The sequence below is a fragment of the Stenotrophomonas sp. GW821-FHT02D01 genome, from assembly GCF_059421765.1.
The window spans coordinates 109,611-122,664 of sequence record NZ_JBWKVP010000005.1 but is presented as its reverse complement, the minus strand read 5'-3'; the positions used below and the strand labels follow the sequence as shown (position 1 = coordinate 122,664).

General features: G+C 67.1%; 13 protein-coding genes. 3 read left to right on the top strand and 10 right to left on the bottom strand.

Annotated features, from left to right (window positions below; translation table 11 throughout):
- Positions 1–9: 9 nt before the first annotated feature.
- Both AC07UW_RS12110 and glnA read right to left on the bottom strand, forming a co-directional pair.
- The gene (locus tag AC07UW_RS12110) at positions 10–348 is read right to left on the bottom strand and encodes a P-II family nitrogen regulator (RefSeq protein ID WP_004134334.1); all 339 of its coding nucleotides are present in this window, start codon (positions 346–348) and stop codon (positions 10–12) included.
- A 347-nt stretch (positions 349–695) separates the two neighbouring features.
- The gene (gene glnA, locus AC07UW_RS12105) at positions 696–2,105 is read right to left on the bottom strand and encodes a type I glutamate--ammonia ligase (RefSeq protein ID WP_059063220.1); all 1,410 of its coding nucleotides are present in this window, start codon (positions 2,103–2,105) and stop codon (positions 696–698) included.
- A 219-nt stretch (positions 2,106–2,324) separates the two neighbouring features.
- On the opposite strand from glnA, the gene AC07UW_RS12100 reads away from it, so the two are divergent.
- The 3 genes from AC07UW_RS12100 to AC07UW_RS12090 all read left to right on the top strand — a co-directional run bounded on the left by AC07UW_RS12100 (position 2,325) and on the right by AC07UW_RS12090 (position 4,596).
- Positions 2,325–3,119 (top strand): undecaprenyl-diphosphate phosphatase, encoded by a 795-nt coding sequence (locus AC07UW_RS12100; protein WP_033832703.1) that lies wholly within the window; start codon positions 2,325–2,327, stop codon positions 3,117–3,119.
- A 73-nt stretch (positions 3,120–3,192) separates the two neighbouring features.
- Entirely contained in the window at positions 3,193–4,020 is an 828-nt protein-coding gene (locus AC07UW_RS12095; protein WP_025875974.1) for an META and DUF4377 domain-containing protein, read from the top strand.
- Between the two features lie 57 nt (positions 4,021–4,077).
- Positions 4,078–4,596, top strand: coding sequence for an META domain-containing protein (locus AC07UW_RS12090; RefSeq protein WP_132826311.1), 519 nt, complete (start codon positions 4,078–4,080; stop codon positions 4,594–4,596).
- Positions 4,597–4,728: 132 nt separating this feature from the next.
- On the opposite strand, the gene AC07UW_RS12085 is transcribed toward AC07UW_RS12090, so the two are convergent.
- The 8 genes from AC07UW_RS12085 to AC07UW_RS12050 form a co-directional block, all read right to left on the bottom strand.
- Positions 4,729–5,340 (bottom strand): YbhB/YbcL family Raf kinase inhibitor-like protein, encoded by a 612-nt coding sequence (locus AC07UW_RS12085; RefSeq protein ID WP_223497425.1) that lies wholly within the window; start codon positions 5,338–5,340, stop codon positions 4,729–4,731.
- Positions 5,341–5,350: 10 nt separating this feature from the next.
- Positions 5,351–7,429 carry a tetratricopeptide repeat protein gene (locus AC07UW_RS12080; protein ID WP_154878994.1) on the bottom strand — a complete coding sequence of 693 codons (2,079 nt, stop codon included), beginning with the start codon at positions 7,427–7,429 and terminating at the stop codon, positions 5,351–5,353.
- Between the two features lie 56 nt (positions 7,430–7,485).
- Positions 7,486–8,520, bottom strand: a complete 1,035-nt coding sequence (locus tag AC07UW_RS12075) for a YheT family hydrolase (protein ID WP_025875982.1) — start codon at positions 8,518–8,520, stop codon at positions 7,486–7,488.
- A gap of 7 nt (positions 8,521–8,527) precedes the next feature.
- Entirely contained in the window at positions 8,528–9,319 is a 792-nt protein-coding gene (locus AC07UW_RS12070; RefSeq protein ID WP_312110958.1) for a lysophospholipid acyltransferase family protein, read from the bottom strand.
- Between the two features lie 119 nt (positions 9,320–9,438).
- Positions 9,439–9,873 (bottom strand): hotdog fold thioesterase, encoded by a 435-nt coding sequence (locus AC07UW_RS12065; protein ID WP_025875986.1) that lies wholly within the window; start codon positions 9,871–9,873, stop codon positions 9,439–9,441.
- Between the two features lie 10 nt (positions 9,874–9,883).
- Entirely contained in the window at positions 9,884–11,941 is a 2,058-nt protein-coding gene (locus AC07UW_RS12060) for a phospholipase D family protein (protein WP_495212135.1), read from the bottom strand.
- Positions 11,938–12,555 carry a YceI family protein gene (locus tag AC07UW_RS12055; protein WP_033832699.1) on the bottom strand — a complete coding sequence of 206 codons (618 nt, stop codon included), beginning with the start codon at positions 12,553–12,555 and terminating at the stop codon, positions 11,938–11,940. Before AC07UW_RS12055 ends, AC07UW_RS12060 begins: the two co-directional genes overlap by 4 nt.
- Positions 12,556–12,559: 4 nt before the next feature.
- Entirely contained in the window at positions 12,560–13,036 is a 477-nt protein-coding gene (locus AC07UW_RS12050) for a SixA phosphatase family protein (protein ID WP_032977995.1), read from the bottom strand.
- Positions 13,037–13,054: the final 18 nt, after the last annotated feature.

The following is a 13,054-nucleotide window of genomic DNA, read 5'->3' as shown; positions in this document are numbered from 1 at the left end:
GAAGGGGGCTTACAGCGCGTCGGCGCCGATTTCGCCGGTGCGGATGCGGATGACCTGCTCGACAGCGGTCACGAAGATCTTGCCGTCGCCGATCTTGCCGGTGCCTGCAGACGACTGGATCGCTTCGATCACCGCATCGGCACGTTCGTCGGTGACCACGGTTTCGATCTTGATCTTGGGCAGGAAGTCGACCACGTACTCGGCACCGCGATACAGCTCGGTGTGGCCCTTCTGGCGGCCGAAGCCTTTCACTTCGGTCACGGTGATGCCCGACACGCCGGCATCGGACAGGGCCTCTCGGACCTCGTCGAGCTTGAACGGTCGGATGATGGCGGAGATCAGTTTCATGCGCATGTCCCGATGGTGGATGGGGCCAGCGCGCGAACGCGCGATGGCATCAGGCAACCACGGGCCATCGTGGTGATGGCCGTGGCTGTTGCACCGGACACGAAACGGGCCGGGACAGCCGTGCCTCTCTCCTTGCACGGCCGACGCGGGAGGGAGGGCGGCCCATGTCGCGTGTCCGGTCTCTCTCTTGCCCCTGGATCTGCGGGCCAAGGGCCCGCGTTTCCAATGCAGCGGACCAACGGCCCGCTCTACCACGGCGGGCCGGAGCCCGCCCTGCGGCTCCCCAGCCGCAAAGACGGATGCGATGGCGGCGGGTGGGAGGGGGTACCCACCGCCATCGCAGCCGGTCAGCTGGCGTAGTACAGCTGGTATTCCAGCGGGTGGGTCGCCGCGCGGAACTTGGTCACTTCCTGCATCTTCAGCGCGATGTAACCGTCGATGAAGTCATCGCTCATCACGCCACCGGCCTTGAGGAACTCGCGGTCCTTGTCCAGCGCTTCCAGCGCCTGGTCCAGCGAGGAGCAGACCTGCGGGATCAGCTTCTCTTCTTCCGGCGGCAGGTCGTACAGATCCTTGTCGCTCGGTGCGCCCGGGTCGATCTGGTTCTTGATGCCGTCCAGGCCGGCCATCATCAGCGCGGTGAAGGTCAGGTAGCCCGACTGGATCGGATCGGGGAAGCGCATTTCAATGCGGCGCGCCTTCGGGTTGGACACCCACGGAATGCGGCACGAGGCCGAACGGTTGCGCGCCGAATAGGCCAGCATCACCGGGGCTTCGTAGCCCGGCACCAGGCGCTTGTAGCTGTTGGTGCCCGAGTTGGCGAAGGCGTTGATCGCCTTGGCATGCTTGAAGATGCCGCCGATGTACCACAGCGCCAGCTGGCTCAGGCCGCCGTAGCCGTCACCGGAGAACAGGTTGGTGCCGCCCTTGGACAGCGACTGGTGCACGTGCATGCCGCTGCCGTTGTCGCCGACGATCGGCTTGGGCATGAAGGTGACGGTCTTGCCGTTGCGGTGGGCGACGTTCTTGATGACGTACTTCATCCGCAGCAGTTCGTCGGCCTTCTGCACCAGGGTGCTGAACTTGGTGCCGATCTCGCACTGGCCGGCGGTGGCCACTTCGTGGTGCTGCACTTCCACTTCGATGCCGACCTGTTCCAGGGTCTTGCACATCTCCGCACGCAGGTCGTGCAGGGTGTCGGTCGGCGGAACGGGGAAGTAACCGCCCTTCACGCCCGGACGGTAGCCGCTGTTGGCGCCGTCGTACTTGGCGCCGCTGTTCCAGGCGGCTTCTTCCGAGTCGACCTTGAAGAAGGTGTTGCCCATTTCATTGGCGAAACGGACCGAATCGAAGATGAAGAATTCCGGCTCCGGGCCGAAGAACGCGGTTTCGGCGATGCCCGAGGACTTCAGGTAGGCTTCGGCGCGCTTGGCGATGCCGCGCGGGCAGCGGCCGTACGGCTGCATGGTGGCCGGGTCGAGGATGTCGCAGCTGATCACGATGGTCGGATCGGCATAGAACGGGTCGACGTAGGCGCTGGCGGTATCGGGCAGCAGCACCATGTCCGATTCGTTGATGCCCTTCCAGCCGGCGATCGAGCTGCCATCGAACATCTTGCCTTCTTCGAACAGCGACGGCTCGATGATGCTGACCGGGAAGGTGACGTGCTGCTCGACGCCACGCATGTCGACGAAACGCAGATCGACGAACTCGATCTGGTTGTCCTTGATCAGCTTCTCAACGTTTTCCACTGACATCGGTACGACCTCGGATGGGAATGAATGCCTGCTGAGGTACAGCAACGACCGTGCCAACTTTTCGGCCTTCACAAGTTGTTGATTTCAAAGCGCCTGCCCCAGGGCGGTGCAGAAGCACATGCACCAAACGGGTGCGCGGATTACTGCACGCACCCGTTTGGTGCGGCATGGATCGTCTATTCTCTCGGGCTTCTTCCGCCGCCCGCGCCCGCACCGTCCATGTCCGACCTGCTCTCCGCCCTGCTGCTGGGCATCCTCGAAGGCTTGACCGAATTCCTGCCGATCTCCAGCACCGGCCACCTGCTGATCGCCCAGCACTGGCTGGGCGCGCGATCGGACTTCTTCAACATCATCATCCAGGCCGGTGCGATCCTGGCCGTGGTGCTGGTGTTCCGCCAGCGCCTGCTGCAGCTGGCCACCGGCTTCGGCCAGCGCGAGAACCGCGAGTACGTGTTCAAGCTCGGCGCGGCCTTCCTGGTAACCGCCGTGGTCGGCCTGGTGGTGCGCAAGGCCGGCTGGTCGCTGCCGGAAACCGTCAGCCCGGTGGCCTGGGCGCTGATCATCGGCGGCATCTGGATGCTGCTGGTGGAGGCTTATACCGCGCGCCTGCCCGATCGCGACCAGGTGACCTGGACGGTGGCCATCGGTGTTGGCCTGGCGCAGGTGCTGGCCGGCGTGTTCCCCGGTACCTCGCGCTCGGCCTCGGCGATCTTCCTGGCCATGCTGCTGGGCCTGAGCCGCCGCGCGGCCGCTGCCGAGTTCGTGTTCCTGGTCGGCATTCCCACCATGTTCGCTGCCAGCGCCTACACCTTCCTGGAACTGGCCAAGGAAGGGAACCTGGGCAGCGAGAACTGGACCGACGTTGGCGTGGCCTTCCTTGCCGCAGCCATCACCGGCTTCGTCGTAGTGAAGTGGCTGATGGGCTACATCAAGTCGCATCGCTTCACGGCCTTCGCGATTTACCGCATCGCCCTGGGCGCTGCATTGCTGCTGTGGTTGCCATCCGGCAGCTGAACAGCTCCGGGGCACGGGAACCCCGTTGCCGGTCCCGGTCCGTTTCCCCCTCGGTTCCCCAAGGAGAATCACCATGAACCGCAAGCTCACCCTGCTCCTCCCGCTGGCCCTGCTGGCCGCCTGCAGCCAGACCCCTGCCCCGGCCGGTACCGGTGGTGACGACCTGGCCCCGGCTGCGGCCAAGGCCGGCGACCAGAAGGCGCTGGCACACCTGGATGCGCAGCGCCTGCAGAGCCAGCACTGGCTGCTGCAGCAGGCCACCGCGGCCGATGGCAAGCGCATCGATGCGCTGTTCGCCCGCGAAGACAAGCCGGTCACCCTGGACTTCGTTGATGGCCGCCTGTCGGTCAGCAACACCTGCAACCGCATGGGTGGCGGTTACACCCTGGCCGATGGCAAGCTGAGCGTGAGCGCGATGGCCTCGACCATGATGGCCTGCACCGACAAGGCGCTGATGGCGCTGGACGAAGCCGTCTCCAGCCGTCTGCAGGGCGAACTGAAGGCCGAACAGGACGCCAACGGTGTGCTGACCCTGACCACCGCCAAGGGCGACGTGCTGGTGTTCAACCCGGAACCGACCGCTGAAACCCGCTATGGCGGCGCCGGCGAAACCGTGTTCCTGGAAGTGGCTGCGAAGACCGAGAAGTGCTCGCACCCGCTGATCCCGGATTACCAGTGCCTGCAGGTGCGCGAAGTGAAGTTCGACGACAAGGGCCTGAAGCAGGGCGAGCCGGGCAAGTTCGAGAACTTCTACGGCAACATCGAGGGTTACACCCACGAAGACGGCGTGCGCAACGTGGTGCGTGTGAAGCGCTACGAAGTGAAGAACCCGCCGGCCGATGCGCCGTCGCAGGCGTACGTGCTGGACATGGTGGTCGAGTCGGCGATCGAGAAGAAGTAATGCAGAAGGGCGGCCGCGAGGTCGCCCTTCTTCCATGGGACACCTTGAAGTCGAGTCATGCTCGGCTGGGCAGAAGGCAGTCCAGCATGGCTCGACTCTACATACCCAACCGCCAAGGAGACAGGCATGATTCTTTCCCGCATTTTCGCGCTCCTGCTGGCCACAACGCCTGCCGGCCTCGCGGCAGCCAGTGATGCCAGCGATCTGCAACGCCTGCAGGCACACGAGTGGCATCTCACCCACGCAGTCGACGGCAACGGCAAGCGCCTGGATGCACTATTCATCGCCAGTGATCCGCCCGTCGGTCTGTTGTTCCGCGGCACCAGTGCCAACATGCTGAACCTGTGCAACGGCATGAGCGGCCCATACACGTTGAAAGACAGCCAGCTCACGTTGGGCAGCATGGAACAGAACCTGAAGGGATGCTTCGGTGCCAAAGGCGAACAGGAAACCGAAGCCAAGCGCAGGATTCTGGGGACCTCCACACTGGTCATGGGTAGCGCGGGGCCGTTGACCCTGTATACCGCACGTGGCGACACGCTGGTGTTCGCGCCGTTGCCACTGAAAAACAGATGAGAAGGGCAGCTGGCAGGGTCGAGCCAGCTCGATCGGGCCTTTGTAGAGTCCAGCCATGCTCGACTGGGCGAAAAGCAGGCGAGCATGGCTACAGAAGGCAAAGTCGGGTTTGGCCCGGCCCTGCAGACGCGCTCAACCCAGCGCAGGATTCAATGTATAGGTGCCGTGCAGCGCCGCTTCGGCCAGTACGTGGCCGTGCATTGCACGGTACGCATCGGCGGCGGTGAAGCGTTCCGGCAACGACAGCGTGGCCACATCCAGCGCAAACACGCGGAAGAAGTAGCGGTGCACGCGCTCGTCGTTGAACGGCGGGTACGGGCCGTCGTAGCCGAGGTAATCACCGGCCATGTCCGGATTGCCGGCGAACCAGCCGGTGAAATCATTCAGGCCCTGGCGGCTGCCGGCCGGGCCGGCCGGCGCGGTCTTGCCCTTCACCACGAAACCATCGCTGCAGCTGCCAGCGGCGATCTCCTGCACCGAGGCCGGAATGTCGGCCATCACCCAGTGCACGAAATCGCAGCGCGGCTGATCGCGCGGCACGCTCATGTCATCGCGGCCGACCGTCTCCGGTACCGTTGGCACGTCCGGGTCCACGCACACCAGCAGGAACGAGCGGGTGCCATCGGGCACGCTGCTCCAGGCCAGGTGCGGGTTGCGGTCGGGGGCAAAGCCGGCGGCATCGCCGGCGGCGAACTCACGGTCGATCGGCGCACCGTTGACCAGGCTGTGACTGCTCAGTTGCATCAGATGCTCCTCACTCTTCCGGGTAACCCAGCCGCACCGCGACCGGGGTGAGCTGGGCGAACGCGGCGCCCATCACGTCGCGATACCTGCGCCAGTGGCCGGCAGGCAGGCGCGGTGCGCCCAGCTGTGCGGCCGGCGGCATCGGACGCCCGAACACGCGGCCCAGCAGGTCGGCCATCGCGTGCGCATCGTTGCCGATGTCGTCGATGCGCAGCAGCACGTGCGGATACAGGTCTTCCTCGTGCAGCGCGGCGATCTGCGTCAGCGAACGCACCAGCCACTGGCTGGCTTCGGCCATCGAGGTCATCGCCAGCGGTGCGGCGGCGCCGTAGGCGATCCAGTCCAGCAGCATGTCGCGCGGGTCGCGCAGCACCAGCAGCAGGCGGCCCTGCGGCAGCTGCGGGCGCAATGCCCACAACAGCGCGTTGTCCCACCACAGCAGCCAGTCGATCACGGTGTCACTTTCCAAGCCGCGGGCGGGCAGGTGCTCGCGCCAACGCTCGACCAGGCGTTCCGGGCTCAGCACGCCCGACGCCAGGTCCTGCAGCGTGTTGTAGTTCTGGAAGGCATCGTCCGGTGGCGTGGCGGTGTAACGATCACTGCGCAGCACCGGGCTGGCAGCGGCCAGGCCGGTTGCCACCCGCTCCACGCCCGAACCCGGGGCGCCCCACAGGAAGATCGGCGCCGAGCCGCTGTCGCGCGTCGCTTCGTCGATGCTGGCCATCTCCGGCCAGCTCGGCGGTGCCTTGGCCTGCGGCGGCAATGGCAGCCGCTGCGAAGCCTGGTCGGTCTGCAGCGCCATCCACGTACGCAGCGCTTCTTCCGGCTGCCCGGCGCGATCCTGGATCTCGCCCAGCCAGGTCCGCAGATCAGCGCGGTGTCCCTCCGGTGCCTGTGCGATCAGGGCCTGCACGCGCTCCACGGCGGCGGCCGGGTCACGCTGCAGCAGCCCCTCGACGCGACGGCTTTCACCGCTGACGCGGCCCGGTTCCAGGGTGGTGATGCGCTCGGCGATGGCTTCGCCCTGCTCATGCTCGCCGGCCATGTCATGCAGGCGCATGCGCGCTTCCAGCGCCGGTAGGTGGCCGGGCATCGCTGCCATCCAGCGCTCCACGACGGCTACGGCGCCGGCACTGCCGACGTCTTCCACGGCCAGTCGTGCCAGCCACAGGTCATGCAGCTGGTCATTGCTTTCCAGAGCGTCATCCAGGCGTGTGCGGGCTTCATCTTCGCGGCCCAGGCGCTGCCAGGACATCAGCAGCAGCTGCAGCACCTGGCGATCACCCTGCAGCGATTCCAGCAGCGGCAGCAGGTGCTCCAGCGCCTGCAGCGGCTGGCCACTGCGCAGTGCCAGTTCGCCGGCCAGGCGGCGCATCGGCGGCACGTCCAGCTCCGGCTCCTGCAGCGCCTGCTGCATTGCCTCGGCGGCGGCCTCCACGTTGCCCTGGCGCAAGGCCAGCTGCACCACCATGCCGTGCAGCGAGGACATCTTCGGGTTCAACGCCAGCACGCGACGGAACGCCTGCTCGGCAAACGCCAGCATGTCCTTGCCCAGATAGGCAAAGCCCAGCGCGTACAGCACGCGGGTATCGTCCGGCAGCGCCTGGCTGGCCGCCGACAACAGGGCCAGCGCACGGTCGGCATCGCCACGGCGCAGCGCGACCATGCCATCGATGGTCAGCAGTTCCGGATGGTCCGGCTCCAGCCGCGATGCCAGGGTCGACAGCCGCTGGGCCTCGTCGAAATCGTTGCGGCCCACGGCCAGGTGCGCCTGCATCAGGTAGGCGGGGAAGGCGTTGGGGTCGAGCCCGGTGGTGCGCAGCAGGGCTTCATCGGCCCCGTCGAACTGGCGCAGTGCCAGCAGCAGGCCGGCGTGCTGCAGGTGCAGCTGCGCATCATCGGGGGCCAGCTGCAGCGCCTGCTGCAACGCCTCCATCGCGGCCTCGGCCTGGCCCTGCTGCTGCAGCGCAAGCGCCAGCCAGCGGTGGGCCTCGGCCTTGCCGGGTTCGTCACGGGTCCACGCCTGGGCCAGCTGCACGGCCTGGCCGGCATCGTTCTGGCGCAACGCTTGGAGGATCTGGTCTTGCATGGCCGTCCGGTTCAAGGTCAAACCCGCATTGTAGCGGGCCGCGCGCCGGTGCCGGTTCAGCCCGGCAGGACCCGCCGCAGGCGCTGTGCGACCCAGCGCTCGGAGAACCCATCGCCACGCCAGTTCTCCAGGAAGCCACAGTGGCCGCCCCAGCAGGCGGTTTCCAGCCGCGCCTGCTGCGGCAGCTGCCAATCGCGGAAGGTCGCGTAGGGGATCACCGGATCGTCCTGCGCCATCAGGATGTCAGCAGGTACCTGCAGCGTGGACAGGCGGTCGCCGGCGATGGAGTAGCCATCGAAATAGGCCTGCAACGAACCGAACGTGGTGTGCCGTTCGACCAGCCAGGCGGTCAGCGAACGGATGTCCATGTTCAGCACACGGTCGTCGCAGTCGCTCAGTTCGGGGAACAGATCGCGCTTGCGCCGCAGCGAGCCGGCCCACTTGCGGCGGAAGTACCAGTCGTACATCGCCGGGCCGTTCTCGATGTTCTCCATGGTCAGCCCGGGGTCGAGCACCGGGCAGACCGCGGCCACGTGCTGCAGCGGTACACCGGCGGCCGGTGCGCGCAGGGCCAGCCGCAGCACGAAGTTGCCACCCAGCGAATAGCCGGCTGCAACCAGCGGCAGATCGGGCCAGCGCTGGGCGACATCGCCTGCGGCATGCACCACTTCGTCGATGAGGTTGGAGTGGAAGATGCCGGGATTGAGATGATGGGTGTTGCCGTGGTCGCGGAAATTCAGCCGCACCACGTCGAACCCCTGCTCCAGCATGCGGGCAGCGGCCATGCGCATGTAGCTGGATTCGGCGCTGCCTTCCCAGCCGTGCAGCAGCAGGGCAATGCCGCGCGGTTCGCGCCCTTCGACATGGCTGTGCCAACCCTGCAGGCGCACACCTTCGCCACCATCGAGGATCAGCTCCTCGCTGACCGCGCCGGTGGCGGCCAGCAGCAGCAGGCCGCGCTGCAGGCGCATGCGGCTGGAGCTGAGCATCGACTGCAGGTGCGGATTGCGCAGCCAGCGCGGCGGCTGATAGTCGGACGCGGTGAGCATCGGCGCATCAGCGTCGAGGGTCGGTGGCGGGGACACGGCCACCCTCGCCTCAATCCCCGCTCATGGCCGCCACGATGCGCGCGCGCGAAGTTTCCGCGATGCGCCGACGGCCTTCCAGGTCCTGGGTGCCGATCGGCTCCAGGAAATGCACTTCGGTAGGCCGCGCCGGCTCACCGAGCAGGCGCAGGAAATTGGCAAAGAAACTCTCGCCCGGGCCGAAGGCCACGATGGTCTGTGCATTCCCGCGCACGCCATAGACCAGCGCCACCGGCTGTACTGGCACGCTGGTTTCGACCGCCGCCTGGAAGATGCGCGCATGGAACGGGCCAACGTCGTGGCCACCGCGGGTACGCCCTTCCGGGAACACGCCAACGGCCTTGCCGGCGCGCAAGCGGTCGGCCATCACCTGCATCACCCCACCCAGCGATTCAGTGTTGCCACGCTGGTGGAAAATGGTCTGGCCGCGCCCGGCAAGCCAACCGACCACCGGCCAGCTGGCGATCTCGCGCTTGGCGACAAAGCCCATCATGCGCTGGCTGTGCAGGATGGAGATATCGACCCAGCTGACATGGTTGGCGACGAACAGCACTGCGCCCGGCAGTGGCTGGCCGACGCGCGACAGGCGGAAGCCGAAGATCCACATCAGGCCGCCCTGCCACCAGTTCACTACCTTGGCGCCGAAGGTATCGTCGCCCACGCGCAGCTCGCCCCATGGCGGAAGCATGCCGATCAGGATCAGCGGCAGGAACACGGTGATGTGGACCAACAGCAGCGGTACGCGGTACAGGTAACGGCACACACGCGCCACGCCGCCGCGGGGGGCCGGAGTGGGGGAAGTCATCCACGCACGATACCGGAGGGCTGCCATCGCTGCCAGCCGAATTCGGCCATAAGTCTCATTGACGGCGGCCATCGGTGGGGAACGCTGGGTTCCGCCGCCGTCACCGATGCCGCGACGGCTCAACCGTGCCCGGCCGCCACCACGGCCAGGGTCAGCCGCGAGATGCAGACCAGCCGGCCCTGCTCGTCCTCGATGCGGATTTCCCACAGCTGGGTGCTGCGGCCCACGTGCACCGCGCGCGCGGTGCCGGTGACCGTACCCGAACGCACGGCGCGTACGTGGTTGGCGTTGATCTCCAGGCCCACGCAGACCTGCTTGGCGGTATCCACGCAGAGGTTGCCGGCGCTGCTGCCGAGGGTTTCGGCCAGCACCACCGAGGCGCCACCGTGCAGGATGCCGTACGGCTGGCGGGTGCGCTCATCCACCGGCATGGTCGCCTGCAGCCAGTCCTCGCCAGCGGCGCTGAAGACGATGCCGAGGGTATCGATGGCGGTATTGCGGCTGAGTGCGTTGAGCTGCTCGATGGAAACGGCTTCGCGGAATACCTGGGTCATGCGGCTACCTTCAGAGGATGGGAACGAGGCCGGCGCCGAATGCGGTCAGCATGCGCACCAGCAGCCACTTCGGCCCGACATTGACCTCGGGGAAGTCGCCCACCGCGACATAGCAGCGGTGGAAATCGGCGCTCTGCCGCGGCAGTGGCTGCGGGCAGTCCGGGCCGGGCTTGAACTCGTAGTCGGTGGCATAGCGCCACGGCCAGAAGTCGAGGATCGGCAGCGCCTCGGAGGCCTTGCCGACGCTGTAGTTCAGGCCGGACAGGACCGGCGGCTTGGCACGCGGCGCCACCGTCCAGGAGTTCTGCGGGTGGGTATCGCGCAGGATGCTCTGGGCCAGCTGCTCGGCGAAGGCCGGATCGTCGATGATCACCGCGCCTTCGGTGTTGTAGTTCTCGCTGCGCGGATCGAAGTTGTGGGTGCCGACCACGCCGATGCGGCGGTCGACCACCAGCGACTTGGCATGCAGGCCCATGCGCGCGCCCTTGCGGGTGACCGGCAGCGGCTTGTTGACCGCCTTGCTGCCCAGGAACGAGGGGCGCGTTTCGGTACGCAGCAGGCGGGTCTCGACTTCGCTGCCGGCAGCACGCCGGCGCGCACGGGCATTCTCATACGCACTGCCGGTACGCGGATGGATCACCCGCGCCGGCCGGTCGTCCACATCCGCAGCGGCCACCGCATCACCACCACTACCGCCACCGGCATTGCTGCCCGCCGCGCTGCCACCGAGCAGCGGATTGCGGCCGGTATCGCTGCCCGGCGCTGCGATCGGGTCGGGCAGCAGGTTGCGGTAATCGACTGGCGCATCCAGCGGGAACGGCTTGAATTCGAAGATGTTGAAGCCCAGCTCGCGCATGTTGCGCCGCTTGTACTTGTAGGACAGCGCATACACGATCGGGTTGTCGGTGGCGGCCAGGCTGTTGCTGGAGACCACCACGCGCGGCGGCTGCGGGCGCTTGCGCAGCTCGCGGAACAGCTTCTGTGCCGGTTTGGACAGCACCAGGTAGGGCGTCTGCAGGATCACTTCGTGCTGCGCACTGGAGATCAGTGCGTCCAGCTGCGGCTCGGTGACATGCTGCCCGGCCAGTGGGGCGTCGGCGCGCTCACGCCGGTGCTTGCGCGGCAGATCGGCCACATAGCGCACCGAGGCGACCGGCAGGGCGGTATCCACGAACGAACGGGTGACGAAGGCGACGTCGTTGGCTTCCTCGCTGACCCGCTCCACCCGCTCGGGCCTGCGGAACTGCGCCGGTGGCAGCAGCGGCACGCCCTGCTTGAGCAGGGTACGGCCGACATCGTTCAGCCGCTCGGCCGGTACGCTGCGCTGCGCGCGCCAGAAGGCATCGAAGTTGGCCGCCATCGCCCGTGCTTCGGGGCCGGCGATCAGCACGTCACGGTCGCGGAAGTTGTACTCGCGGTCCCAGTCGTAATAGTCGTCCTGGTAGTTGCGCCCACCGACCACGCCGATCGCATCGTCAACCACCAGCAGCTTGTTGTGCATGCGCTGGTTGAAGCGGCGGAAGCAGCACAGCACGCTGCCGGCATAGTCGAAGTAGTTCAGACGGGCCTTGCCGAAGGTGGGGTTGTAGACCCGCAGCTGGAAGTTCTCGTGGGCACCGGCCAGTGCGCCGAGGATCTGCAGGTCGGAGATCGCCGAAAGCTGGTCGATCAGCAGCCGCACCTTCACCCCGCGCCGCGACGCCGCCAGCAGCTCGTCGATGACCAGGCGGGCGCTGTCGTCCTTGTCGAAGATGTAGGTCTGCAGGTCGATGCTGCGGGTGGCGCTGCGCAGCAGGTTCAGGCGCGCGACCAGCGCACCTTCGCCCTCGTCCAGCAGGGTGGCGTAGTGCCGCGGCTGGTCCGGGGTCGATTCGCTGAACGCCCGGCCGGCCAGTGCCCGCAGGGGCGAATCCAGCGCGCAGCGGTCGGCCTGCAGGCAATCGACCTGGGTCGAGCGCGCCTGCACGGCAATCGCCTCGGCGCGATCACGCTGGGCATGCGACAGCGACGCGCAGCCGCTGCCCAGCAACACGGTTGCCAGCGCCAATACACGCAGCAAGGGATTCACGGTTTCGGCGCCTCGCTGAGGCGCGCACGCAATACGAAAGTCACTCGGTCACTCAAGGCAAGCTGCCAGCTGTCCATGCCATACCGACCTCGTTGCACGGTACCGCGGCTGACGACGTCGCAATCATAGCCGGGTCGGGCACATTCCGCTTTCTCGACCTTGAGCGTCTCCGGATGGCTGACCCCGCGCAGGGTCAACCGGCCGTCGATACCGCCGCCCTCGGCAACCGTCTCCGGCCAGTACGGCAGCGAGTCGAACTCCACGAACGGGTAACGGCCGGCATCGAAGAACTCGGGGCCGCGCATCCAGCCGGTATAGCGGTCCTTGCCGGGAATCTCCACGGTGCGGGTGAACATCTTCAGGTGGACCTGGTGGCGGCCATCGGACAGCACCTCGATACGCCCCTCGAAACGGGGGAACACGCCCTCGATGCGCTGGCCGAAGCGGGTGCGGACTTCGAAACCGATCTGTGAGCGCACCACATCCAGCTGCAGCGTACGCGGCGGTTCGGCCACGACCGCCGGCAGCGCGGTCGGTGGCGGTGTGGCGGCCCAGGCCGGGCCGATCGCCAGAACGACTGGCAGCAGGCAGCGGCCCGGCAACGCCAACCTCATCGGCTCACGGCCACCAGAAGGCGTTCAGGCTGGCCACGCCCGGCTCGATCGTCGCCTCGCGGGCGAAACCGAGCACGGCCACGCCGCCCGGCGGCATGCCACGGTAATCACTGCTGGTGCCATCGGTCATCAGCGCCACCAGCTGCTCCAGCCCGGGGTTGTGGCCGACGATCAGCACCCGGTCCAGGTCACGGCGCTCGTCCACCAGCGCGGCCAGGGTGCCGGGGGTGGCCTCGTAGATGCGGTCTTCCAGGCGCTTTTCGACATAGCCGATGGCTGCCATCACCGCTTCCAGGGTTTCGCGGGTCCGCCGCGAAGGTGAACACAGTACGCAGTCCGGCAGCAGGTTGTTCTCCTTCAGCCACTTGCCGGCGGCTTCGGCTTCAGCGAGCCCGACCGGCGACAACGGCCGGTCGAGGTCGGCCTGGCCGGTGGTGGCCGGTTCGGCGTGGGCGTGGCGGAGCAGGATCAGTTCGCGCATTGCGGGATTCCAATGAAG

What these genes read in the sequence shown, in the direction of transcription:
- AC07UW_RS12055 (WP_033832699.1), bottom strand. Translation starts at nt 12,555, where the DNA reads ATGAGGTTGGCGTTGCCGGGCCGCTGCCTGCTGCCAGTCGTTCTGGCG.
- glnA (WP_059063220.1), bottom strand. Translation starts at nt 2,105, where the DNA reads ATGTCAGTGGAAAACGTTGAGAAGCTGATCAAGGACAACCAGATCGAG.
- AC07UW_RS12050 (WP_032977995.1), bottom strand. Translation starts at nt 13,036, where the DNA reads ATGCGCGAACTGATCCTGCTCCGCCACGCCCACGCCGAACCGGCCACC.
- AC07UW_RS12090 (WP_132826311.1), top strand. Translation starts at nt 4,078, where the DNA reads ATGCTCGGCTGGGCAGAAGGCAGTCCAGCATGGCTCGACTCTACATAC.
- AC07UW_RS12100 (WP_033832703.1), top strand. Translation starts at nt 2,325, where the DNA reads ATGTCCGACCTGCTCTCCGCCCTGCTGCTGGGCATCCTCGAAGGCTTG.
- AC07UW_RS12070 (WP_312110958.1), bottom strand. Translation starts at nt 9,319, where the DNA reads ATGACTTCCCCCACTCCGGCCCCCCGCGGCGGCGTGGCGCGTGTGTGC.
- AC07UW_RS12080 (WP_154878994.1), bottom strand. Translation starts at nt 7,429, where the DNA reads ATGCAAGACCAGATCCTCCAAGCGTTGCGCCAGAACGATGCCGGCCAG.
- AC07UW_RS12095 (WP_025875974.1), top strand. Translation starts at nt 3,193, where the DNA reads ATGAACCGCAAGCTCACCCTGCTCCTCCCGCTGGCCCTGCTGGCCGCC.
- AC07UW_RS12085 (WP_223497425.1), bottom strand. Translation starts at nt 5,340, where the DNA reads ATGCAACTGAGCAGTCACAGCCTGGTCAACGGTGCGCCGATCGACCGT.
- AC07UW_RS12065 (WP_025875986.1), bottom strand. Translation starts at nt 9,873, where the DNA reads ATGACCCAGGTATTCCGCGAAGCCGTTTCCATCGAGCAGCTCAACGCA.
- AC07UW_RS12110 (WP_004134334.1), bottom strand. Translation starts at nt 348, where the DNA reads ATGAAACTGATCTCCGCCATCATCCGACCGTTCAAGCTCGACGAGGTC.